The 23,712-nt window shown below is 44.4% G+C and carries 27 protein-coding genes; 23 read left to right on the forward strand and 4 right to left on the reverse strand.

Translation table 11 applies throughout. The features are described 5' to 3' along the window. Positions 1-253 precede the first annotated feature (253 nt). From JEU20_RS01575 to efpL, 5 genes are all read left to right on the forward strand, one after another. On the forward strand, positions 254-847 hold the full coding sequence (locus tag JEU20_RS01575; RefSeq protein ID WP_198243350.1) for a hypothetical protein: 594 nt from the start codon (positions 254-256) through the stop codon (positions 845-847). Positions 848-870: 23 nt separating this feature from the next. Beyond that, complete coding sequence (locus JEU20_RS01580; protein WP_198243352.1) at positions 871-2,619, forward strand: multicopper oxidase domain-containing protein; 1,749 nt, start codon at positions 871-873, stop codon at positions 2,617-2,619. Positions 2,620-2,621: 2 nt separating this feature from the next. Continuing rightward, positions 2,622-3,518 (forward strand): cupredoxin domain-containing protein, encoded by an 897-nt coding sequence (locus JEU20_RS01585; RefSeq protein WP_198243355.1) that lies wholly within the window; start codon positions 2,622-2,624, stop codon positions 3,516-3,518. 152 nt (positions 3,519-3,670) lie between these two features. Then, positions 3,671-4,009: a YqaA family protein gene (locus tag JEU20_RS01590; RefSeq protein WP_342590495.1), complete on the forward strand. Its 339-nt coding sequence runs from the start codon at positions 3,671-3,673 to the stop codon at positions 4,007-4,009. Positions 4,010-4,038: 29 nt separating this feature from the next. Continuing rightward, the gene (gene efpL / locus JEU20_RS01595; protein ID WP_198243359.1) at positions 4,039-4,605 is read left to right on the forward strand and encodes an elongation factor P-like protein EfpL; all 567 of its coding nucleotides are present in this window, start codon (positions 4,039-4,041) and stop codon (positions 4,603-4,605) included. 20 nt (positions 4,606-4,625) lie between these two features. Here the strand turns inward: efpL and ylqF are convergent, their stop codons facing one another. Then, complete coding sequence (gene ylqF / locus JEU20_RS01600) at positions 4,626-5,543, reverse strand: ribosome biogenesis GTPase YlqF (protein ID WP_198243361.1); 918 nt, start codon at positions 5,541-5,543, stop codon at positions 4,626-4,628. A gap of 174 nt (positions 5,544-5,717) precedes the next feature. Here ylqF and JEU20_RS01605 point away from each other — a divergent pair, with 174 nt between their 5' ends. Further along, entirely contained in the window at positions 5,718-5,882 is a 165-nt protein-coding gene (locus JEU20_RS01605) for a rubredoxin (protein ID WP_198243363.1), read from the forward strand. A 35-nt stretch (positions 5,883-5,917) separates the two neighbouring features. On the opposite strand, the gene JEU20_RS01610 is transcribed toward JEU20_RS01605, so the two are convergent. Beyond that, complete coding sequence (locus JEU20_RS01610; protein WP_198243365.1) at positions 5,918-7,246, reverse strand: replication-associated recombination protein A; 1,329 nt, start codon at positions 7,244-7,246, stop codon at positions 5,918-5,920. 216 nt (positions 7,247-7,462) lie between these two features. Here JEU20_RS01610 and accA point away from each other — a divergent pair, with 216 nt between their 5' ends. Further along, positions 7,463-8,437 (forward strand): acetyl-CoA carboxylase carboxyl transferase subunit alpha, encoded by a 975-nt coding sequence (gene accA / locus JEU20_RS01615; RefSeq protein ID WP_198243366.1) that lies wholly within the window; start codon positions 7,463-7,465, stop codon positions 8,435-8,437. 119 nt (positions 8,438-8,556) lie between these two features. Further along, complete coding sequence (gene tilS, locus JEU20_RS01620; protein ID WP_198243368.1) at positions 8,557-9,861, forward strand: tRNA lysidine(34) synthetase TilS; 1,305 nt, start codon at positions 8,557-8,559, stop codon at positions 9,859-9,861. A 2-nt stretch (positions 9,862-9,863) separates the two neighbouring features. Here tilS and smpB read toward each other — a convergent pair whose 3' ends face one another. Beyond that, on the reverse strand, positions 9,864-10,346 hold the full coding sequence (gene smpB / locus JEU20_RS01625; RefSeq protein WP_198243370.1) for an SsrA-binding protein SmpB: 483 nt from the start codon (positions 10,344-10,346) through the stop codon (positions 9,864-9,866). A 97-nt stretch (positions 10,347-10,443) separates the two neighbouring features. On the opposite strand from smpB, the gene JEU20_RS01630 reads away from it, so the two are divergent. From JEU20_RS01630 to JEU20_RS01640, 3 genes are read left to right on the forward strand one after another with little or no spacing between them, the layout of a single operon-like run. Further along, positions 10,444-11,802 (forward strand): sodium-dependent transporter, encoded by a 1,359-nt coding sequence (locus JEU20_RS01630; protein ID WP_198243372.1) that lies wholly within the window; start codon positions 10,444-10,446, stop codon positions 11,800-11,802. 2 nt (positions 11,803-11,804) lie between these two features. After that, on the forward strand, positions 11,805-12,245 hold the full coding sequence (locus tag JEU20_RS01635) for a type II toxin-antitoxin system RatA family toxin (RefSeq protein WP_198243374.1): 441 nt from the start codon (positions 11,805-11,807) through the stop codon (positions 12,243-12,245). After that, the gene (locus JEU20_RS01640) at positions 12,223-12,531 is read left to right on the forward strand and encodes an RnfH family protein (protein WP_342590437.1); all 309 of its coding nucleotides are present in this window, start codon (positions 12,223-12,225) and stop codon (positions 12,529-12,531) included. The genes JEU20_RS01635 and JEU20_RS01640 overlap by 23 nt, the downstream gene beginning before the upstream one ends. Here the strand turns inward: JEU20_RS01640 and JEU20_RS01645 are convergent. Next, entirely contained in the window at positions 12,517-13,020 is a 504-nt protein-coding gene (locus tag JEU20_RS01645; protein WP_198243376.1) for an outer membrane protein assembly factor BamE, read from the reverse strand. The two genes, JEU20_RS01640 and JEU20_RS01645, sit on opposite strands and share 15 nt — an antisense overlap. Positions 13,021-13,177: 157 nt before the next feature. On the opposite strand from JEU20_RS01645, the gene fur reads away from it, so the two are divergent. The 12 genes from fur (at position 13,178) to JEU20_RS01705 (ending at position 23,708) form a co-directional block, all read left to right on the forward strand. Further along, complete coding sequence (gene fur / locus JEU20_RS01650) at positions 13,178-13,600, forward strand: ferric iron uptake transcriptional regulator (RefSeq protein ID WP_198243378.1); 423 nt, start codon at positions 13,178-13,180, stop codon at positions 13,598-13,600. A 146-nt stretch (positions 13,601-13,746) separates the two neighbouring features. Next, positions 13,747-13,959: a DUF4258 domain-containing protein gene (locus tag JEU20_RS01655; protein WP_245395196.1), complete on the forward strand. Its 213-nt coding sequence runs from the start codon at positions 13,747-13,749 to the stop codon at positions 13,957-13,959. Next, positions 13,956-14,174, forward strand: coding sequence for a hypothetical protein (locus tag JEU20_RS01660; RefSeq protein WP_198243380.1), 219 nt, complete (start codon positions 13,956-13,958; stop codon positions 14,172-14,174). The genes JEU20_RS01655 and JEU20_RS01660 overlap by 4 nt, the downstream gene beginning before the upstream one ends. A 110-nt stretch (positions 14,175-14,284) precedes the next feature. Then, positions 14,285-15,532 carry a lipoprotein-releasing ABC transporter permease subunit gene (locus tag JEU20_RS01665; RefSeq protein ID WP_198243382.1) on the forward strand — a complete coding sequence of 416 codons (1,248 nt, stop codon included), beginning with the start codon at positions 14,285-14,287 and terminating at the stop codon, positions 15,530-15,532. After that, a complete protein-coding gene (lolD, locus tag JEU20_RS01670) occupies positions 15,525-16,202 on the forward strand; it encodes a lipoprotein-releasing ABC transporter ATP-binding protein LolD (RefSeq protein ID WP_198243384.1) in 678 nt (225 codons plus the stop codon). The genes JEU20_RS01665 and lolD overlap by 8 nt, the downstream gene beginning before the upstream one ends. Positions 16,203-16,232: 30 nt before the next feature. Next, positions 16,233-17,861 (forward strand): FMN-binding glutamate synthase family protein, encoded by a 1,629-nt coding sequence (locus tag JEU20_RS01675; RefSeq protein WP_198243386.1) that lies wholly within the window; start codon positions 16,233-16,235, stop codon positions 17,859-17,861. A gap of 187 nt (positions 17,862-18,048) precedes the next feature. After that, positions 18,049-20,199 carry an FAD-dependent oxidoreductase gene (locus JEU20_RS01680; RefSeq protein WP_198245783.1) on the forward strand — a complete coding sequence of 717 codons (2,151 nt, stop codon included), beginning with the start codon at positions 18,049-18,051 and terminating at the stop codon, positions 20,197-20,199. A 405-nt stretch (positions 20,200-20,604) separates the two neighbouring features. Beyond that, positions 20,605-20,823, forward strand: a complete 219-nt coding sequence (locus JEU20_RS01685) for an addiction module protein (protein WP_198243388.1) — start codon at positions 20,605-20,607, stop codon at positions 20,821-20,823. Continuing rightward, entirely contained in the window at positions 20,820-21,128 is a 309-nt protein-coding gene (locus JEU20_RS01690; protein ID WP_198243390.1) for a type II toxin-antitoxin system RelE/ParE family toxin, read from the forward strand. The genes JEU20_RS01685 and JEU20_RS01690 overlap by 4 nt, the downstream gene beginning before the upstream one ends. A 201-nt stretch (positions 21,129-21,329) precedes the next feature. Further along, entirely contained in the window at positions 21,330-22,370 is a 1,041-nt protein-coding gene (locus JEU20_RS01695) for a methyltransferase domain-containing protein (RefSeq protein WP_198243392.1), read from the forward strand. Between the two features lie 7 nt (positions 22,371-22,377). Further along, positions 22,378-23,046, forward strand: a complete 669-nt coding sequence (locus JEU20_RS01700) for a glycosyltransferase (protein WP_214657275.1) — start codon at positions 22,378-22,380, stop codon at positions 23,044-23,046. After that, the gene (locus tag JEU20_RS01705) at positions 23,043-23,708 is read left to right on the forward strand and encodes a TIGR04282 family arsenosugar biosynthesis glycosyltransferase (RefSeq protein ID WP_198243395.1); all 666 of its coding nucleotides are present in this window, start codon (positions 23,043-23,045) and stop codon (positions 23,706-23,708) included. The genes JEU20_RS01700 and JEU20_RS01705 overlap by 4 nt, the downstream gene beginning before the upstream one ends. The last annotated feature ends 4 nt before the right edge of the window (positions 23,709-23,712 follow it).

Raw genomic sequence — 23,712 nt, forward strand, 5'->3', positions numbered from 1 at the left:
CCGATTACAGTGAATGAATCAAAAGCAGCGTATTGATTAAATGACGCTGTTTTTTATGTCTTGGAGATAGCTCTTTCGGTTTTGAGATTGGCTTTCTTTGCCAGGTTTGATGTGCTAAAGTTGTGAATTGAGTAAGGTTATTATTTTATAATCTTACTTGTAATTATTCTTGAACTTGGACAGTTTAAATGATATAAGAATACTTAAATAAGAAAAATCGCATATACTAATACACTAAAAACAGGAAGGAATTATGAAAAAAATACACATCATGAAGTCTGCTTTAATTACAGTCTTAGGATTGCTGTTTTCTTCTGCTTTATGGGCCCATGGTGGTGCGGCAGGTACCGATACCGACCAATGTAAATTTGAGCTGGAAAAAGATCATTGGATCCACTATACCGCGTATCAGCCTCAAGCCTACCCGGCAGAAGAATTTTGCGGCAATTTACCTGCTCTGAACACATTGACCCAATTGGTTTTCGATTACCAGGACATTCGCTATCGTAACCGGGCTGTTGAATTTGAAGTTACAAAAGAACCCGAAGGCACACGTGTTTTCTTCGAGCCGGCTAAAAAACATAAATCAGGTACTGTTGTTTTATCACTCCCGAATGGCTTGCCCGAAAAAGGCAAATACTTGATCCATATTACCTTAATCAAGGATAACGGTGAGCGTTTAGATGCTCATATGGGCTTCAAAGCCGGTTATGGCGAACAGGTCAGCACAGGTAGCTTAGGCCTTTATGCGTTAATCATTTTAGCGGGTTTATATGTCTTCTATTTGTCAAACGAAGGATTCAAGAAAAAAGTTGATGAATTACTTGGCAAAGCTAAAGATGTTTAACCCTTTTTGAAAAGGTAAAAAAAATGCAGAAACTTTCCCTGAATTTGATTATGGGAACTGCTGTAATGCTGATGCCTTTGATGGCATCAGCTGCGGTGGATTTACCAAAGACTGTAAAAATCAATCCAGGTGTTGCTGAACCGGTTTGTGACAAAAACAACCCAGATTGGCGTAAGGCACAAGTGATTGAAGGTGTCAAAATCCAGGAATCATTGCGTTGTAGTCCTGACAACCCGGCTCAAATAGCCGCAGAGGTTAAAGGAACCAACAATATCTCCATGGAAACCCTGATGAACACCTATTTTGCCGCCGATGCAATTACCAAAAAAAATGACATGGATGGTGACGGTGACCCCGATTTGATTATCATTCGTTTGGAAGTTGCTGAATTAAATGGGCATTCACCTGATTTTGATGGCTTAGTACCTACGTTTGACATTGCGCCGGGTGTGCAGCCTGGCATGTGGGTGTTTGCACCAAAATCACGCGGCATGGCAACCAATAGTTTTGTTGGTACTGATGCGAATCCTCTTTTAAGAGCACCATCACCCGTCATTCGAGTTGAGCAGGGTGATATTGTCTGGATTCAATTGGAAAACAGTCATTACTTTCCACATACCATACATTTACATGGAGTCGACCACCCGTGGGTCGATAGTTCAGGCGAAGGTAATGATGGCGTTCCGCAAACCAGCGATAAATTTGTATTACCAGGGCAAAGTAAAACCTACGAAATTCGTCCAAGACAACCTGGAACTTTTGTCTATCACTGCCATGTTCAAACGCATGTGCATTTAGCCATGGGTTTGGTCGGTATGTTCATCGTCGAAGAAAACCGCCCTAATAACTGGGTGCAAACCTTCAATGTAGGCGCAGGGCAGGTTCGGCACCCTTCTAAAGCCGTTCTGGAAAAATATGATAGTGAATATGATTTACACTATCATGCAATGGATAAAGAATTAAACAATATTATCCAGAAATATAATGATCCTCGCCTGATTGCTAAAAAAATGAACCGGGAATATGATCTCACGGATGCAACCGAAGATTATCATACGCTGAACGGCCGTTCATTCCCTTATACTTTGCGGGAATCCATGATTGTTACCGAGCCAAATCAGGACATCAAAATCCGTATGTTTAATAGTAGCGGTGAATTATTGGCTATCCATACACACGGTCACAAAGCGACGATTACGCATTATGATGGTGTAGAACATAACCCATCGGCTCAAATCATGCGTGATGTCTATGACTTGGCACCTGCGCAACGTAATGACCTTCATATCAGTACTAAAGATGATGGTTTACATAGTTATGGCGAAGGAGTCTGGATTTTTCATGATCACCGCGAGAAAGGGATTACGACCGATGGTCAAAACCCCGGCGGTAATGTCAGTGCCCTCGTTTATAAAAAATATTTAAATGAACAGGGCTTGCCGAAAACAATTGGCGAAAGTATTGGCCCTTTGTTTACCAAAGCATTTTTTCAACGTAAATACCCTGTCTGGCAGGATATTGATGAATGGAATAGTTTAGGTGAAGCCGATGCTCGTGATTACACACCGCCGCCGGCAGCTATTCCTATCCCAGTTGAAGAAGGACCTAAGCCTTTAGGTGCAATGGATAATTCGACGGCTTCTTCAGATCAGGGTGTGAGTCCTTTTATGAAGTTGGTTATCGGTATTTTGTTAGGCATTGCGGCCTATCTGCTGGTTATCAATCGTGAAAAAGTCATGGCACTGATCTCATCATTTAAAGGAGGGAATTGATAATGAATAAAAATTTATCAATGACAGTCCTGGCTTTGCTGATTTCCTTGTCGGCTACGGTACATGGCAAGGAATTTATCAATCACACCAACATGATGAATCATGGCGATGGCCATATGATGGATATGGATGGCGCAATGATCATGGGCAATAATCCGGATACCTTGCCTGGCGGATGTGACAAAATATCGGCAACTAAGGAAATTACCGTTCATGCCGGTCATAAATATGCCAAAAAATTTCCGGGCCGTATCTTTGCATTTGATCAGCAAGAATGGCAATTTAAACCGTGTACCAAACTAACGGTTCATTTCATCAATGATGATGAGATTCGTCATCAATGGATGATGCATGGTTTGCCGAAATATTTATATCCAAAAGGTATGTTTCATCTGGAAGTGACAGGGCCGGGTGAAGTATCTGGAACCTTGATCTTTCCGCCTAATGATAAAACCTACCTCGTGCATTGTGATATTTCACAGCACATGGAAAAAGGCATGAAAGGGCAAATCAAAATTGGCAAGGGCAGTGGGGATTTACCTAGTATTCCGGGGATAACTGCTTATGTCATTCAAGATGACTATAGTGACAGCATTCCTGAGGTAAATCCAAATCCAGCGCCATCAAGTTCGGCAACGTCTGCACAAAATGGTGCAGATAATGCTAATGGTCAAGCTAATGATTCTTTGATCTCGGGACTTACTGTGATTGGAATTGTGCTGGGCTTTGCGATGGCACCGCTGTTAGCTAAGAAATTTAAAGGCATGTCGGCAGGGGAAATTATTGCTTATATTTTTGAGCTAGTGTCTCAAGCTTTGGGATTTGTATTCAATCTTATCGCAGGCTTGATTAAAAAGCTTACCCGTAAAAAAGCAATAGAATTGCCTCAAGACAAATAAAAGAGGTCATAAATCCCCTGGGGTCTTTTTGGCCTCAGGGGATTTTTTTTGCAGAGATGGAATTGGAATCATTCACCTTAACAGGGCTTTTTATTAGCGCCTTTATATCGTCAACGATTGCGCCGGGTGGTTCAGAGGCAGTATTGGCCTATATGGTCAGTAACACACCGGATATATTATTCAGTTTGATTGCTATTGCAACACTAGGGAATACCTTAGGTGCATTAACGACATGGTGGCTAGGCGCCTTTGCAACAAAGAAATTTCCACCTGACAAGATATTTTCAGCAAATAAACAGAAAAGCATTGCTCTCGTGAAAAAATGGGGCGGCTGGGCTTTGTTGTTTTCATGGTTACCCGTTATTGGCGATGGCTTGTGTTTTGCAGGGGGTTGGCTCAGGCTATCCTTCATACCTGCACTATTAGCTATTCTTATCGGTAAAGCGCTGCGTTATTGGTTGGTAGCCTATTCTGTTTCCCAATTTGTATAGACTAAAAAGTAGATAATGGAGAGTAAATAGTGCCTAAAGCAAGCGAATTAAAACAAGGGACAGCGGTCGAGATCAATGGCGAACCGTATACAGTGAGAGCTATCGAAGTCAGAAACCCAACATCACGGGGAGCCTCAACCTTATATAAAATCCGGTTTGCGCATATGAAAACTGGCCAAAAACTCGATGAAACCTTTAAAGGCGATGATTTTCTGAAGGAAGCTGATTGTGTTCGTGTTATGGTGCAATTTTCTTATCAGGAAGGCGATACCTATTACTTCATGAGTCAGGAAACTTACGAGCAATACAGTTTAAATGCCGATGATCTTGAAGGGCAGGTTCTTTATATTACAGAAGGACTAGAAGGTATTATTATGTTGTTACTCGATGATGTGGCATTAGGTATTGAATTGCCAACGTCCATTGTGATGGAAGTTATTGAGACCCCACCGGCCATGAAAGGTGCCAGTGCAACCAATCGGACCAAGCCCGCCAAATTGACGACAGGACTTGAAATTCAAGTGCCTGAATACATTGAAAGTGGGGAAATGATCAAGGTTAATTCAGATACCGGAAAATTCATGTCACGTGCCTGAATATCATCACGCAGCTTATATCAACGGAAGCTACGTTTTTTTTTGCGGGCGGCTTTTTTAGCTGCTTTAGCGGCACGGAGACGCTCGAGTTCAGCCTGTTCTTCGTTGACTATTTCGGGGCTTTCCCAGCTGATTTGGCCTAATTTTCCGCTACGAATTTCCTGTAACAGAATTTTACCGGTTTTATCCATGTCGATTTGTTTACCGGTTTTCAGGCAGCCTCTTTTTTGACCAATGAGAGACATCAATTCAACTTCTGTTTCAGGTAAGTCGTCAATTTGAAAGCGTTGTTTTAAACATTCCGGATACCGTGACAATAAATAGTCTGCGGCAAAAAAAGCCACATCATCATAATGCATGGCGGTATCTTTGATAGCGCCGGTAATCGCTAGGCGATAGCCACTATTGATATTCTCGACATTAGGCCATAACACCCCGGGGGTATCGGACAAAATAACATTTTGTCCTAAATTGATACGTTGCTGACGTTGCGTGACGGCAGGCTCATTTCCGGTTTTTGCGATAGTTTTGCCGGCCAGAATATTGATCAGGGTAGATTTTCCAACATTGGGGATGCCCATGATCATGGTTCGAATCACGCGATTGGCAGCGACTTTGTCGGCGAGCATTTTTCGGCATAAGTCAATAATCTGTTTGATTTTTTCAGGCTGATCGGTGCGAGTGGCCAAGGTCTTGACACCCTGTTCCTGCTCCAGAAAGGTTTGCCAGCGTTCGGTCAATGCCGGATCAGCCAAATCACTTTTATTTAATATTCGAATACACGGTGTCTCCTGTCGCAAATCGGAAAGCACCGGGTTTTGGCTGCTATACGGAATACGCGCATCGAGCACTTCAATGATTAAATCAATATGCGGCAAAGCCTCTTTAATTTCTTTGCTCGCCTTATGCATATGTCCAGGATACCAGTTTATTTTCATTGGCTTGATCGTACGATAAAACAGCTATTTTAGCGTATACTCTTCAAACAAGCTGAAATGATTATGGTGCTGAACATGCGGCACAGCAAATTTTGAGAATTATTTTAGGGTTTTTTCCAAAGCATGGATTAGGTTAGAATCTAGGCTCTTTTACATCAATCACGAGGAATCAAAATGGCACGATATAAATGTAAAACCTGTGGTCATATTTATGATGAAGAAAAAGGTGATCCAAAATCAGGTATTGCTCCGGGTACAAAATGGGAAGATTTGCCAGACGATTGGGAATGCCCGGCTTGCGGCGCAGCAAAAGTGATGTTTACGAAAATGCGCGATTAGCTAAGAATAGCTGAAATTCGGCACAAGGATGTGCATCAGCTGCGTTGTTTTTTATCTAAAAGGCTTAATGCATCCAGTTTTTGTTTAATCTTGATTTCCAATCCACGTTCCACTGGGAAATAATAGCGCTGATCTTTCAAAGCTTCGGGTAAATAGCGCTCACCTGCCGCGTAAGCATCGGGTTCATTATGCGCATAACGGTAATTTTCGCCGTGCCCCAATGATTTCATCAGTTTTGTCGGTGCATTTTTTAAATGGACCGGAACATCCAGCGAACCACTGTTTTTTGCATCTACCATTGCTGCCTTAAACGCCACATAAACAGCATTGCTCTTAGGCGCACAAGCCAAATAAACAACGGCCTGCGCCAGCGCCAATTCGCCTTCAGGCGAACCTAAACGCTCGAAAGCGGCACAGGCATTGGTCGTAATTTCCAACGCTCTGGGGTCGGCATTGCCAATATCTTCAGACGCCATTCTAACCAAACGTCTTGCGACATACAAAGGATCGCAACCCGCTTCAATCATGCGGCAAAACCAATATAACGCGCCATCCGGATTAGTTCCTCGAACCGATTTATGCAGTGCGGAAATCTGGTCATAAAACATATCGCCACGTTTATCAAATCGATTTAACTGTCCTTGCAAGACTTCATCTAGGACATTATGGCTGATCACCACGTCGGCCTCATCGCTGCTTTCACTTAAATCCACACAAAGCTGCAGAATATTCAGACAACGCCTGGCATCACCATCGGCAGCGCGGGCGATCAGATGAATCAACTCTTCATTGATGTGAATGTTTTGCCTTCCAAATCCTTTTTCAGGATGATTTAAGGCATTATGAATCAAATTGACCAGGTCTTTACTCTCGAGACTGCGCAAGACATAAACACGTAAACGTGACAGCAGGGCGTTATTTAGCTCAAAAGACGGATTTTCAGTCGTTGCGCCAAACAATGTGATGGCGCCATCTTCAATCGGAGATAACAAGGAATCCTGCTGATTCTTGGAAAAGCGATGAATTTCATCAATAAATAAAATTGTGTCTATGGCTTGTGCATATTTCAGGTTTTTAGCCTCTTCAACCGCTGCACGTATTTCTTTAACACCCGCGAGAACGGCGGATAACTCGACCATGCGAGCATTCGATGTTTTTGCGATCATGCGTGCTAGAGTTGTTTTACCAACACCAGGCGGCCCCCAGAACACTAAAGAGTGCAGAGAGCCATTGTCGATAGCGCGACGTAAAGGTTTTCCACTGGCCAAAAGATGTTGTTGTCCACAAAACTCATCCAGTGAATCGGGACGCATGCGTGAAGCCAGGGGGGCAAAGTCATTGCTATTGTCGAACAGATCATTCATAAGCTGAATTATATCGAAAAAAACAGAGCTACACGTTTATATGGCATAATATTGCATTCAATAACGGCTTGGAGACCGTTGCTGGTTTTAATTGAAAGAGCAGGTTTAGGCCTGCGGTTATACGATAGCAGACCGTCTCCAAATAAATATTTTTTAGAAAAAAGTACGCTTTTTCTATAAAATTATGCGCTTAACCTTATTGCCTGAAGACATGTCATGGACTTAAAATTTTTAGATTTTGAACAACCGATTGCCGAACTCGAAGCCAAGATAGAAGAGCTCAGAAAAGTTGAAATCGATAATGAAATCAATATTTCCGATACCTTGCAGGAACTGGAAAAAAAGTGTGAGATGCTTACCGAGAGCATTTTTCAGAATCTGACGGACTGGCAAATTTCTCAGTTATCTCGCCATCCTGGACGACCTTATACACTGGATTATATCGATTTGATATTTACTGATTTTCATGAGTTACATGGCGATCGGGCATTTGCCGATGATCCGGCCATAGTCTGTGGTTTGGCGCGCCTCGAAGGGCAACCGGTTATGGTCATAGGGCATCAGAAAGGGCGTGATACCAAAGAAAAAATCTATCGTAATTTTGGTATGCCACGGCCTGAAGGTTATCGCAAAGCCTTACGCATGATGAAAATGGCCGAGCGCTTTAAACTTCCACTCATTTGTTTGATTGATACACCGGGTGCCTATCCTGGCATTGGCGCTGAAGAGCGTGGGCAGAGTGAAGCTATTGCACGTAATCTGTTTGAAATGGCCCGTTTGAAAACACCGATTATCTGTGTCGTTATCGGCGAAGGCGGCTCGGGGGGCGCTTTGGCGATTGGTGTGGGTGATCGCTTGATTATGCTAGAATACAGCACCTATGCCGTTATCTCACCTGAAGGTTGCGCTTCCATTTTATGGAAAAGTGCAGATAAGGCGCAATTAGCCGCCGAAGCTATGGCAATTACCTCGGATCGGATTCGGGAGCAGGGCTTTTTGGACGAAGTGGTCAGAGAGCCTTTAGGCGGCGGGCATCGTGATTTTCAGAAAACAGCGATGAATTTGCGCGAAACCTTGCTGCGTCATTTGGATGAATTAAAACAACAAGCCGAAGATATGGAGCAATTACTGGAAACCCGCTACCAGCGTATTATGCGGCTGGGGTCTTATATTGACGAATCGGTCAAATAGCTCCCGTTCTACATGTTGAGTGGGTGGAAGCGGCAGCTTAAAAATCTATCATTCATACCCATCCTGTCTGTAAATGTACAATAAAGCCGACTCTGTCGGTTTTATTGTACTTACCTTCCATGCTAAACATTGACAGTATTGATCATCTGATTCCAAATTCGGTTGCAACGATTTATATCGGTTATAGCGGCGGCATGGATTCGCATGTCCTGTTGCATCTGGTTTCTCAATCACAATTTAAATCACGATTGTGTGCGATTTATATTCACCACGGCCTGCAACAACAAGCCGATGATTGGGAGCAGCATTGTCGACAACAAGCGCATAACCTCGGCGTTGATTTTCGTGCATTGCGTGTCGATGCCACACCCAGCCACCGGCAAAGCCCAGAAGAAGCTGCACGAGATGCACGTTTCGCCGCATTTGAACGCCTGCTGAATAAGGGCGATGTCTTAATGTTGGCACAACACCGGGAAGACCAGCTGGAAACGGTGTTATTACAGCTATTCCGCGGTGCTGGACTGCAAGGTTTGGCCGGTATGCCGGAGCGTATGCTCTTGGGGCAAGGGGAGGTGCTCCGGCCATTTCTCAATATTCCCGTTCAACGTCTGCGTACTTATGCCATTGACTATCAGTTGCACTGGATCGAGGACCCTAGCAATCAATGTACCGATTTTGACCGGAATTTTTTGCGTCAAGACATTATCCCTAAATTAAAACAGCGTTGGCCAGGTTTGGACAAAACTGTCGCCCGTTCAGCCCGGCATTGCGCCGTTGCCGCCGAACTGTTGCAGGCGGAAACGGCGAAACAGTTTCACAGGCTGTATGATAAAACACAAGCCAGGCTGGATATTGAACAATTAAGCCGGTTGCCAGAACAGCAGCAAATGCTGGTTATTCGCTATTGGTTCAAGCAGAATGGCTTGCACTATCCCAGTCAGAAACAACTGCATAAAATTCTGACCGATATTATTCGAGCGAGGGCAGATGCTAATCCGCAAATGACAATACAGAAACATTGTGTGCGGCGTTATCGTCAGGGCTTGTATCTACTTGAAGATAAGCAGGTTGAGCGTCAAAAAATATGGACGTGGCCCGCTTCTCAATCAGACTTGGCATTAGACAATACCGCACAATTAAAACGTGTGACCGCCGATTGCGGTATTCCAATCGCCGCTTGGGAGGCGGCGAAGATTACCGTGGCTTATCGACAGGGCAGCGAGAAAATTGCATTGCCGAATCGTAAGGGCCGCCATACATTGAAAAAATTATTTCAGGAATATGCGATTCCCCCTTGGGTCAGGGAAAATATGCCGTTGATTTATTTAGACGGTCAATTGGCGGCCGTAGGCGATTTATGGATAAGCGCAGATTTTTTCGGCCAATACGAGCAAGGGTGTTATCAGATCAAGTACAAACTATAATTTTAGCCGTGTTTCATGATGCGGGCCTTATCGCGTTGCCAGTCGCGGTCTTTAGCCGCAGCACGTTTATCATGCAGTTTTTTACCTTTGGCCAGGCCAATTTTGAGCTTGGCACGCCCCCGAACCCAATACATCGATAAAGGAACCAGGGTATAACCCTTACGTTCCACGGCGCCAATCAGTCTATTCAGTTCCTGCCGATGCAATAATAATTTTTTAGGTCGTAAAGCTTCCGGCACAATATGCGTCGATGCGGAAAGCAGAGGCGAAATATGCGCGCCATGCAACCAGGCCTCACCATTTTTAATCTGAATAAAGCTTTCTTTAAGCTGAACCCGGCCTTCACGCAGGCTCTTAACTTCCCAGCCTTGCAGTACTAAACCGGCTTCATACTGATCTTCGATGAAATATTCATGGGTCGCCTGGCGATTGACGGCGATGCTGTTATCCTGCAATTTATTTTTTTTTGATTTTTTCTTGGCCATACGGTTTTACAAGATTTAACCTGACTTCATGCTGATAATTTGTTATTTTACTCGATTTAAGAATAATTTTTCGATTAAAACCAGGACGGACACAAACATGTCAGTAAGCAAAAAATCCATTCATGGGGAATGGTCTTCGCGTTTCACTTTCATTCTTGCCGCAACCGGTTCTGCGGTGGGCTTGGGTAATATCTGGAAGTTCCCTTATATCACCGGGGAAAATGGTGGTGGCGCATTTGTACTGGTTTATCTGCTCTGCGTGTTGGCTATCGGTATTCCAATCATGATTGCTGAAATTATGATGGGGCGACGCGGTCGCCAGTCGCCGATAAATACCATGCAATTTCTGGCTGAAGAGGCGAGTGCGGATAAACGTTGGCATTTTTTAGGTTGGATGGGGGTTTTAGCCGGCTTTTTGATTCTTTCATACTATAGTGTCATTGCCGGTTGGGCATTATCGTATGTGCTCAAGGCCTTTCTTGGGAGCTTTTCCGGTGGCGATAGTGAGCACATAAAAAGTTTGTTTGACCAGTTTATTGCCAGCCCGTGGCAATTGATTTTCTGGCATACGGTTTTTATGGTTGCAACCATGGTTATCGTAGCGCGTGGTGTCAGTGGTGGTCTGGAAAAAGCGGTTCGATTCCTGATGCCGGCGCTGTTCGTTATTTTGTTGCTGCTGGTCGGTTATGCCATGACAACCGGGTTTTATGAACAAGGCCTGGAATTTATGTTTGATCCGGATTTTAGCAAAATTGATGGTGATGCCATCCTGACGGCAATGGGACATGCTTTCTTTACCCTAAGCTTAGGGATGGGAGCAATCATGGTTTATGGCTCGTATTTACCGAAACATGTTTCGGTTGCACAAACCGCGTTATATATTGCCGGGGCCGATACGATTGTCGCCTTACTCGCTGGCATGGCCATTTTTCCAATTGTGTTTGCCAATGGGTTAGAGCCGGGTTCTGGCCCAGGCTTGATTTTTCAAACACTGCCGATTGCGTTTGGTAATATGACGGCGGGCTGGTTGTTTGGCGTGATGTTTTTTGTGTTATTAGTATTCGCTGCATTGTCGTCTTCAATTTCCTTGATTGAACCTGCCGTCGCCTGGTTAGTTGAAAATAAAGATATGTCGCGCAGAACCGCGAGTATCTGGTCGGGTATTGTCACGTGGCTGGTCGGCGTTGCGGTAGCCTTTTCATTTAATATCTGGTCGGAGATTACCGTTTTTGACAAGAGTGTTTTTGATCTTTTGGACTATTTAACCGCAAATTTGATGTTGCCGATCGGTGGTTTCTGCATCGCTGTTTTTTCAGGATGGGTAATGAAAAAAGAACACAGCCAGGAGGAATTGGAATTATTCGGCTTGACTTATGATTTATGGCACTACCTGGTCAAATTTATAGCCCCTGCGGCTGTGTTTATTGTCTTTCTGCATGTTTTAGGGGTATTCTGAATATGGCAGAGGTTCATAAAAGTGCCCTGGTCAAGTTTTCCGCGCAACAAATGTTCGACTTAGTTGCCGATATTGAAGCGTATTCGGAGTTTTTACCATGGTGCAGCGGCAGTCGCGTTCTTCGGCGCGACGGCGATATTGTCGATGGCGAAATTGAAATTTCCAAGGCAGGGTTCAATAAAACCTTTGCGACGCGAAATCGCAATGTTCCCTATGAAAAGATTTACATGCATTTATTGAACGGACCTTTTTCTTCACTGGAAGGCGAATGGACTTTTTTACCTTTACGCGAAGACGCCAGCAAAATATCACTGGATTTAAATTTCGAAATCTCTGGCAGTTTGGCTAATCTGGCTTTTGGCCCGGTATTCAATCAAATTTGCAATACGATGGTCAGTTCGTTTATTCAGCGCGCAAAAGATGTCTATGGCTCCCGTGCTTGAGGTTGAAGTGGCCTATGCCAAGCCGCAGACGCAAGCGCTGATCGCCGTCACATTAACTGCCGAAGCAACAGTAGAGCAGGCCATTATAGCGTCCGGTATTTTAGAACGCTTCCCAGAAATTGATCTGAATACGACTAAAGTGGGTGTTTTTGGCAAAATCTGTCGGTTATCAGATTCTGTGAAAACGGGCGACCGGATTGAAATTTATCGGCCATTATCACAAAATCCGATGGAGGCACGACGACAACGTGCGATGACCGATAAAGTTAGATCAGGACGGGCTTGATTTGTCGCCGGATTTTTCAGATGGGGCTTGTTGCTCGTGAACTTGAAGCTCCGGCTCGTCGCTGAACCAGCCAGTTATGATTTCCCATAAGGTCTTCTCCAGGTCACGCTTAGGTACATCAATGGTGGTTTCTTTAGATTCAAATTTGACCGGTTTTGAGCTAGGTCTGAAATCACCTTGTAAACTACTGAGTTTTTCGTCTTTGAAAAACAGGGTTAAGCGTTTCTGAACCCGCGCCTGGCCACCAGGTTGTTTGGAATAAATATAGTCCCAGCGGTTTTTATGCAGGGCATCCACTAACATGGGCGAGCCCATAATATAGAGAACCTGGCGCTTGTTCATATTGGGACGCAATTGGTCCACCATGTCTTGATTGACAATATTGCCTTGTTCAATATCCAGAGTATAAACACCCGGCAGATTTTCCAAAAGTGTTGAGCAGCCAGGCAAGGCTAAGAAAAGCAGCAAGACAAAAACGGATTTTTTCATAGTGCAGTTAAGCAAAACTATCGATTTAAAGCTCTAATAATACCGTATGTGATACAAATATCCTACAAAACCACGCCATCGTGCTGCGATTAAGATTAAAAATCGTTACAATGCAGCATATGTTTAAATACAGCCATCGTTTTAAGGAGAATAAGCTTTGGAAAAACAGGATTTAAGAGATGCAGGCCTGAAAGTCACTTTACCAAGAGTCAAGATACTTGAAATTCTGGAGAAACAATCTGCTGAGGATCGTCATTTAACTGCGGAAAAAGTCTATAAAATTTTATTGAGTGAAGATGAAGAAATCGGCCTGGCAACAGTGTACCGTGTATTGACGCAGTTTGAAGCCGCAGGCTTGGTTACGCGGCACCATTTTGAAGGCGGCAATTCTGTTTTCGAATTGAATAAAGGCACCCATCATGATCATATTGTCTGTATGAAATGCGGTCGGGTAGATGAATTTACCGATGATGTGATTGAACAGCGGCAAAAAGCGATTGCCAAACAACTGCACTATGAATTGACCGATCATAGTCTGTATTTGTACGGAATTTGTCAGCAGTGTCAGAAAACGGGCTGATGCCTTCGAAATAGTATGGCAAAAATGGTGAATGGTGAGCAATACTCTGGAAAGAATAAAAAAGACTTGCCAAGGAAGAAAAAATTAAGATTTCTGAGCATGGCTATGATGAACTGACAAACGATGATCTTACTGCGCGTGAGATTATCGAGGGCGTTCTGTATTCCATATTGTTAGAAGATTATCCTGGCTATCCGAAAGGCCCTTGTGTACTCGTATTACAGAGCGCTAGAAATGGTGATCCTGTTCATGTGGTTTGGGGAATACCAAAAAATCACGTTCACCCAGCAATACTGGTAACTGCATATAGACCAGATCCAGAATTATGGGATGAAGAATTTATGAGGCGAAAGCAATGAATAAAATCAAACGAAAGAAGAAACTTATCCATGAAGGCAAATATGTAGCTGAAGTAGATGTGCAAGTTGTGGTAGATGATACAGAGTGGACTCCCTATCTTAGCTTGGAAGATGCTTATAAATTGGATGATATTCGTGATGCTTTGAAAAGAGGCGATATCAAAGAGGCATCAAAACAAGCAAGAGTATATGAATTACATCCTGTGGCAGTATAAAAACCAACAAGTCGTTTCACCTGACTGCAGTTCTGCTGGAGATCCACCGCAGCAGGTGAGCTTAAACGTTTTCGCTATACTTTATTTAAGCTCTTTTTGCCGGACACCCCATGTTTAAACCGCTTATTTTTTATATTGGCTTACGATATACCCGTGCAAAAAAGCGCACGCAATTCATTTCATTTATTACCCTAACATCTATCTTAGGCATTGCCTTGGGCGTGACAGCCCTGATTACGGTATTGTCGGTCATGAACGGCTTTCAGGATGAATTGCGCCAGCGTATTTTAGGGATGACAGCACACGCGACCATTACCGGCCGCAATGGTCAATTGCAGGACTGGTCTTTGTTAAAACAAAAACTCAAAAACACACCGCATATACAAGGTATGGCGCCTTTTGTGCGTGGCCAGGTCATGCTTAATTTTGACCGCCGCGTCAGTGGGTCTGTATTACGTGGCATCTTGCCAGATCAGGAACCACAGGTATCTGATGTCGGCAATAAAATGAAACTGGGGAATTTATCCAGCCTGACGGCGGGTTCATTCAACATCGTTTTGGGTAAAGAACTGGCAAATTACCTCGGCGTAATGCCTGGCGATAAGGTAACTGTCATCAGTCCACAGGTTAATTCCACACCGGCCGGTATCATTCCGCGTCTTCGTCGCTTCACTGTTAGCGGTGTATTTGAAGTCGGCATGTATGAATATGACCGTAATATGGCATTGGTACATATGCAAGATGCCGCTAAACTGTTTCGCTTAAGGGAGAATGTTTCAGGATTGAGACTCAAGCTAGATGATCTTTTTAATGCGCCGGTTATTAGCAAACAACTGGCCAATCAACTTTACCCCGAATATCGTGTCAGCGACTGGACGCGTGCACACAGCAACTTCTTTCGAGCTATACAGACCGAAAAACGAGTGATGTTCATTATTTTATTACTGATTGTTGCCGTTGCAGCCTTTAATATTGTTTCAACCTTGGTCATGGTTGTTACCGATAAACGGGGCGATATTGCCATTTTAAAAACTCAGGGCTTGTCTAATCCTGCGGTGATGGGGATTTTTATTGTGCTCGGCTGTGTTATCGGCATTATCGGCACTTTACTGGGAACTGCTGGCGGCGTATTGCTGGCTTTGAATGTGGAAACCATTGTTCCCGCCATTGAACAGCTATTTGGCGTACATTTTATGTCGGCTGAGGTTTACTACATCAGTGAAGTCCCGTCTAAGCTGGACTGGAATGATGTCTATCAGATTGCGGGTGTTGCGTTTTTACTTACACTAATCGCAACGCTTTATCCTGCCTGGCAAGCATCCCGAATCAACCCGGCCGAGGTATTACGTTATGAGTAAGATTATTTTACAAAGCCGAAATTTGCGTAAAACCTATCAGCAAGGTGATTTGCATGTTGAAGTATTAAAAGGCATTGATTTAGCCATTCAAAGTGGTGAACGGGTTGCCATCATGGGTGCTTCCGGTTCCGGAAAAAGCACATTGCTACATTTATTAGGTGGCTTAGAGCAACCGACAGCGGGTGAAGTTATTTTGGATGGCCAGAATCTCAACACAATCAATTCCAGGCAATTGAGCCGATTACGCAACCGCTCACTGGGTTTTATTTATCAATTTCATCACTTACTGGCTGAATTTACGTTGCTGGAAAATGTCGCGATGCCTTTATTGATTGGCGATAAGTCGGTCAAATTGGCACAAAACCAAGCCACTGAACTACTCAAACGGGTGGGTTTAGGACACAGAATACAGCACAAACCGGCGGAATTATCCGGCGGTGAACGACAACGGGCCGCCGTTGCCCGAGCGCTGATTAACACGCCGCATTGCGTGTTGGCCGACGAGCCGACTGGCAATCTGGACAGTAAAACTGCCGAACACATCTATCAACTGATGCTTGAATTAAATCAGGAACTCAATGTCAGCTTTCTAATCGTCACTCATGATCAGGAATTGGCCGCTAAAATGGATAAAACATTACACATGGAAGATGGCGTAATTTGTGATTGATTTTCACAATGAGAAAAGGGGGCGATAAAGATGAGAGCCAGTTTTATTATCACTAGTCTTCTCCTGTTGATCGCTGGCTTTTATCGTTATTATTTCTACCATATTACTCCGTGGTATCTGTTTTTTGCGTTACCATTCATTCTCTTAGGCCTATACGATATCATCCAGACTCAACACAGCATTCTACGAAATTATCCGATCATAGGGCATGTCCGCTGGCTGATGGAAAAAATCCGGCCGATGATGCAACAATATTTTGTCGAATCAGATCTCGATGGTGCCCCCATCAATCGCGTATTTCGCTCGGTGGTTTATCAACGCTCAAAAAAGCAAGTGGATACCATTCCTTATGGTACCAAATTTGATGTTTATCGCGTGGGTTATGAATGGATTGGGCATTCCATGGCGGCCGAAGAGCCTGCAAAAATCAATGATGATATTCGCATATGGATTGGCGGGAAAGCATGTCAAAAGCCCTACCACGCTAGTGTGCTGAATATTTCAGCCATGAGCTTTGGTGCCTTGAGTAGCCATGCTGTCATGGCGTTGAACAAGGGTGCAAAAAAAGGCCATTTTGCCCATAACACGGGAGAAGGGGGTATCAGTTCGTACCATCTAAGTGCCGGGGGGGATTTAATCTGGCAATTGGGTACCGCTTATTTTGGTTGCCGTCGCAGCGACGGTCAATTTGACCCCGAACAATTTTCTCGACAAGCTCGCTTGTCGGTTGTCAAAATGATTGAAATAAAATTATCTCAAGGGGCAAAACCTGGCCATGGCGGTGTATTACCAGCCTGTAAAAACACCCCAGAAATTGCCGCTATCCGTGGTGTTAAAGCTTATACGGAAATTATTTCACCAGCTACACATTCCGCTTTTTCGACGCCGCTAGAGCTAATGGCCTTTATTGAGCAGCTCAGAACCTTATCCGAAGGAAAACCCATTGGTATTAAATTATGCATCGGCCAACGACATGAGTTTATTGCGCTGTGTAAAGCCATGCACGAAACCGGAATTTTGCCTGATTTCATTACCGTAGATGGTGCCGAAGGAGGTACTGGTGCGGCACCATTGGAATATGCCAATTCCATTGGTATGCCGTTAATGGACGCCTTGAGTTTTGTTGATGATTGCTTGACCGGGTTTGATTTACGCAAAGATATTCGTATCATCGCATCAGGGAAGGTCTTTACAGCATTCCATATTATCAAAAGAATCAGTCTTGGTGCTGATTTATGCCATAGCGCTCGTGGCATGATGTTAGCGTTAGGCTGTATTCAATCGTTGCAATGCAATACCGGAAAGTGTCCGACGGGCGTAACATCACAACACCCTTCTTTAGTCAAAGGCTTGGCGATTGACGACAAAGCGAGGCGGGTAGCGAATTTTCATTATGAAACGGTGAAAGCCGTTGCCGAGATTCTGGGTGCGGCGGGGGTCGAAAATATCGAATCTTTAAATCGCCAGCATGTTTTTCGGCGTGTTAGCACTGCACGCATTAAATCCTATCAGCAGATTTATCCACCTTTACCACCTGGTAGTCTGTTAGAGCCACCTTATCCTAAAGATTATGCGGAAGATATGGCTAAGGCCCGTATGGATCGTTTTAGGTGGGATGGATGCGACTGCAAAGAGAAGTTACCAAGAGCGCTAGTGTAACTTGTCAAAAACGAACGTGAAACAGCTTAACCTAAGCAGAATATCTAAAACATCAGAGCACGTAACATCAGTTAATCAAGATGAATGTCTGAGACCATTGTAAGGTTTCCCTATTTTCAGCGACTACTCAGCATAGTCAATTTTCAGGAGGCGTCATGTTAGAGGTGATAATGAGGAGCGCTTGGTTATGAAAGCCGGGAAAGTTTTACTGACCAGTGGCGTAATTATTGCCGTTGCCACTTTTTTTTATTTTGATTTACAGCATTATTTAAGCCTTGACATGCTGAAATCTCAAAAACAACAGATTTTACAATCTGTCAGCCTACATCCTTATTTGACTGCGCTGGCGTATTTTTTTATTTATATTATCGCGACCGGCTTGTCTTTGCCCGGTGCGACCATTTTAACCCTGGCAGGCGGTATGATTTTTGGTTTGCTTTGGGGTACACTGCTGGTTTCATTTGCCTCGACTATCGGTGCAACGCTGGCTTTCTTAATCGCCCGTTATTTACTTCGGGATTGGGTTGAAGCGCGCTTTGGCAAACGCATGGCGTCAATCAATGATGGCTTGAAAAAAGATGGTGCATTTTATTTATTAAGTCTGCGTTTGATTCCGGTTTTTCCTTTTTTCATGATCAACCTAGTCATGGGCATTACCGAAATTCCATTATGGACCTATTACTGGGTCAGTCAGTTGGGCATGTTGCCGGCTACACTGGTATACGTTAACGCCGGAACACAACTGGCCGAAATTCAGAGCTTGTCGGATATTGCCTCTCCTGGCCTGTTATTGTCATTGGTATTGGTCGGTCTGTTTCCACTCATCGCAAAATTTGTGCTTTTTAAGCTTAAACATTATCGGCTTTATAGCCGTTTCTCAAAACCTGAGTCATTTGATAATAATCTGCTTGTGATTGGCGCCGGTTCAGGTGGTCTGGTGACAGCCTATATTGCCGCTGCAGTCAAGGCTAAGGTAACGCTGGTCGAAAAACATAAAATGGGCGGCGATTGTTTGAATACCGGTTGTGTGCCATCGAAGGCCTTGATTCGGTCAGCCAAATTCCTGGCACAGAGTAAACGCAGTCAAGAATTTGGTATCCGTCATGCGAAGCTTGAGTATGACTTTGCCGATATCATGCAGCGCGTGCATCAGGTGATTAAACAGATTGAGCCGCATGACTCGGTTGCGCGTTATCGTGAACTAGGCGTTAATGTCGTGCAAGGTGAGGCTCGCATTAAAACACCCTGGGAAGTCGAAATTATCACGCCGAAAGGGGTTAAAGCGGTCACCACAAAAAATATCGTGATTGCGACCGGTGCCCAGCCATTTGTGCCACCTATTCCTGGCATTGAACAAGTTAAACGACTGACCTCAGATACGCTTTGGCAACTGACAGAATTGCCTAAAACCTTGTTGGTGTTGGGTGGTGGTCCGATTGGCTGCGAATTGAGTCAGAGTTTTCAACGGCTGGGTAGCCAAGTTATTCAGGTTGAAATGGCCTCTCGTTTATTGATTCGAGAAGATGAGGATGTTTCAGAACAGGTCTTAAAGCGGTTTATACAAGAGGGTGTGGATGTGCGTTTATCGCATACCGCCAAAGCCTTCAAGCTTGAACAGGGGCAGCAGATTATGCTGGCCGAACATCAAGGTAAAACGGTTGAAATCGTGTTTGATCAGGTTTTAGTCGCAATTGGGCGCAAGGCCAATGTCAAAGGGTTTGGTCTGGATAACCTGGAGATTGAATTGTCGCCCCAGCAAACCATCCAAACCAATCTATTTCAGCAAACCAATTATCCCAATATCTATGCCGTGGGCGATGTTGCAGGTCCATATCAGTTTACCCACACCGCCGCACATCAAGCCTGGTATGCGGCAGTTAATGCCTTGTTTGGAAAATTCTGGAGATTTAAAACCGACTACTCGGTGATTCCGTGGTCAACCTTTATCGACCCCGAAGTAGCTCGCGTCGGATTGAATGAGCAAGATGCTCGCCAGCAAAATATTGCCTATGAGGTCACGCGTTATGATATTAGCGATCTGGATCGTGCCATTGCAGATAATTCGGCAGAAGGTTTTATTAAAGTGTTAACCCCGCCGGGCAAGGATAAAATCCTAGGGGTCACCATTGTCAGTGAACATGCGGGGGATTTATTGGCCGAGTTCGTTTTAGCGATGAAACATGGCCTTGGACTCAATGCGATTTTATCCACTATTCATATTTATCCAACGCTGGCTGAGGCGAATAAATATGTCGCCGGTAATTGGAAACGGCAGCATGTTTCATCGCGGCTTTTACACTGGCTACAGAGCTATCACCGCTGGATGAGGAAATCCTGAGTGAGTGCAAATAAACACGAATTTTCTTTCGATTTTTAGTGTTTATTCCCGCCCATTCTCGGTTCATAATAACTGATGTTACGCAGAGACTCTTCCCTCATTCCACATATAGACACTTCAGGCCACTGAGAACACAGAGAATAAAACTGTGCAGCAAGGATAAACAACAGATATTTCAACAGAATCGTTGATAACGTCATGAATCCAGACCAGTTAGGGCATTAAACGATACAAACTATAACTCTGTGATCTGAAGTGTCGATAAGAGAGAGACCAGAGATGATTTTTTCTTTCACGGTAATGATGAACGGAGAATCAGGGAAATGAAATTAAATAGCCGCTGCGTAACAATCAGTTATTAACCCAGCAGCTTCGCATGAAATTTTCAACTAGGAGCCAAACAAAATGAATATCACATTGCCATTAAAGCAGATGACCACAGAGGAAAAATTACAGATAATGGAAGCCATCTGGGATGATCTGTGTCAGCATGCCGACAAGTTACCCTCCCCAGAGTGGCACCGCGAGCTACTTGTCGAACGAGAAGAAGCAATCGCCCGTGGAGATGAGCAGTTCGAGGAATGGGAGGTTGCCAGGAAGAAAATTGAAAAGGATATTCGGTGAAAACAATCCATATTTTGCCAGCAGCACGCCAGGACCTCGTTGATGGCTTTCACTTTTACGAGATGCAGGCTGACGGCATTGGTCGTTACTTCCTTGATACATTGTATTCAGACATTGAATCTCTGCGCATAAATGCTGGTGTTCACCCATTAAGTATGGGCAGTTATCACCGATTGTTATCCAAACGCTTTCCGTATTCCATCTACTACCGGATCGAAGAGAATATCGTGTTGATATACGCTATCCTTGACAACCGTAGAAATCCGGAATGGGTTAAAAAACGAATTGAAAGGGACAGACAATAAATGCGATTCAGGATGTTAACAGCCTTGTGATCTTCGAAGGTTCTGAGAATTACAGACGACACATTGGATTGCAGTTTCTCTTGAAGATTTACCTGGTTTTTTATTAGCGTTTATAACACAAGACGCTATGCCGTTGGCATGGTTTGTGATTAAATCATGTTTTATGTATCAGGGCTTGATGCGTGCTAACGAGGTATTTCAATGACAGACAGTGTAATAACAAAATCGGTTCAAGACTATTATGGCAAGGTGCTTTCATCCTCAAAAGATTTGAAAACCAGCGCCTGTTGTACGTTAGATACGATGCCTTTGCATCTTCGACGGTTATTAAAGGATTTACATCCTGAAGTCCTGGAGCGCTTTTATGGCTGTGGTTCTCCTTTGCCTCCAGCATTGGAAGGCTGTACCGTCCTGGATTTAGGCTGTGGCAGTGGACGTGACTGTTTCTTGCTATCCCGTTTGGTAAGGGAGCAAGGTAAGGTCATTGGCATTGATATGACAGATGAACAATTAGCGGTTGCCCGGCGTCACCTTGATTGGCATCGTGAGCGTTACGGTTATCAGTCAGCGAATGTGGAATTTGTGCAAGGACAGATCGAAGAACTGGTTGCGGCAGGTATCGCCGAAAACAGTATGGATGTGGTGGTATCTAATTGCGTCGTTAACCTTGCGCCTGATAAGGTACGGGTGATGCGGGAAGTGCTGCGCGTCTTAAAACCAGGGGGTGAGCTTTATTTCTCAGATGTGTACGCCGACCGCCGCATTCCTGATACACTGAAAACTGACCCGGTTTTGTTAGGCGAATGTTTAGGGGGTGCATTGTATTGGGAAGATTTTCGTCGTCTGATGCACGATTTAGGCTGTCCTGACATTCGAATTGTCGCCGAAACTCCTGTTTCATTAGATGACGAAGAAGTGATTGCAAAAATTGGTATGGTTAATTTTCGTTCGGTCACGGTTAGAGTCTTTAAAATGCCGTTAGAAGACCGCTGTGAGGATTATGGCCAGATTGCGACCTATCGCGGTACCATTGAACAACACCCGCATGCGTTTGATCTGGATAATCATCATCATTTTGAAACCGGTCGTCCGCTTAGAGTCTGTGGCAATACCGCCGATATGTTAAGTAAAAGTCGTTTTGCACAACATTTTGAAATCATTGGCGATAAAACCACTCATTTTGGCTTGTTTGACTGCGAGCCTAGCCCTTCAGTAGGCGAGGCCAGCAATACCTGCTGCTAAGCCATTGATGAACCTGAGCATTATTATTCCGGTCGGACCTGGCGATAATGCCTGGCAGACCCTGCTTCCCGAGTTATTAGCCCACAACAGAATTAATGAGATTATTCTGTCGGCCTGTCAGGAGCCGCCTAAAAATACCTTGCTCCAGGATGTCCGGGTGCAGTGGCTCTCAGGGCAACAGGGCAGGGCGCATCAATTAAATGCTGGCGCCCAGGCGGCCAAGGGTCAGTTGCTTTGGTTTTTACATGCTGACAGCCAGTTATCTGACGAGGTCTGGCCTCAGATAGCCGCATTTGGCCAACAAAATACCGATGCTTTGGCTTATTTTGAGTTATCTTTTGCGAGCGATGGTCCGTGGCTGACCCGCGTTAATGCACAGTTTGCCAATTTGCGTGCGCGTTATTTAGGATTGCCATTTGGTGATCAAGGATTTGTGTTGAAAAAATCACTCTTTAACGCTTTGAACGGCTTTGATACACGCCTGAAGCGGGGCGAAGATCTGGATTTTGTTGTGCGCGTCAGACACGCAGGTTACGCCCTGATGCCATTACCTGCTATTTTACAGTCCAGCGCTCGACGCTATCATAGGCAAGGCTGGCTAAAAACCAGCCTGGAACACATATTTTTAACCCTGTTGATGACATGGCAGGCCAAGCGACGTGTTAAACAATCATGAATAACGGTGTGATTGCAGTGTTTGTAAAAACGCCCGGTTTATCGCCAGTTAAAACACGTTTAGCCGTACGCATTGGACAATCGCAAGCCGAGCGGTTTTATCGGCTCGCGGTTGATGCCAGCCGTGAAGTCGTAACTGCGTTTGCCCGGCAATACCCTGTTCGGGCGATGTATGCCGTTGCTGAACACGCTGCCATAGCACACCCCATCTGGCAAGATTTACCCTGTATCTGGCAAGGTGAGGGGGGCTTGGGTGAACGCATGTCACGGGTGTATCAGCAATTATTGATGCATTATGCGTTTGTTATTCTAGTGGGCTCTGACATTCCACAAATGCGCGAGACTCATTTTCAACAGGCCGTAGCGGCTTTGCAGGATTATCCGGTGGCTTTAGCGCCGAGTTTAGACGGGGGCTTCTGGTTATTTGCCGGTCGCTGTCAGTTGCCCGATACGGTTTGGAATCAGGTTTCTTACAGCCAGCCCGATACCGCTAAACAATTTGTCGCACAATTGACGCCTTTAGGCGCAATCAAAATGCTCAATGTATTACAGGATGTCGATACCTTTGAAGACCTCGAACCTTTGGCACAAACATTGATAGCTTATCCACGACGCACTCCTGCCCAGCAAAGATTATTAAATTTTTTACAGCACATCATTTAAGCCG

The sequence above is a fragment of the methane-oxidizing endosymbiont of Gigantopelta aegis genome (assembly GCF_016097405.1).
Classification (GTDB): domain Bacteria; phylum Pseudomonadota; class Gammaproteobacteria; order Methylococcales; family Methylomonadaceae; genus Methylomarinum.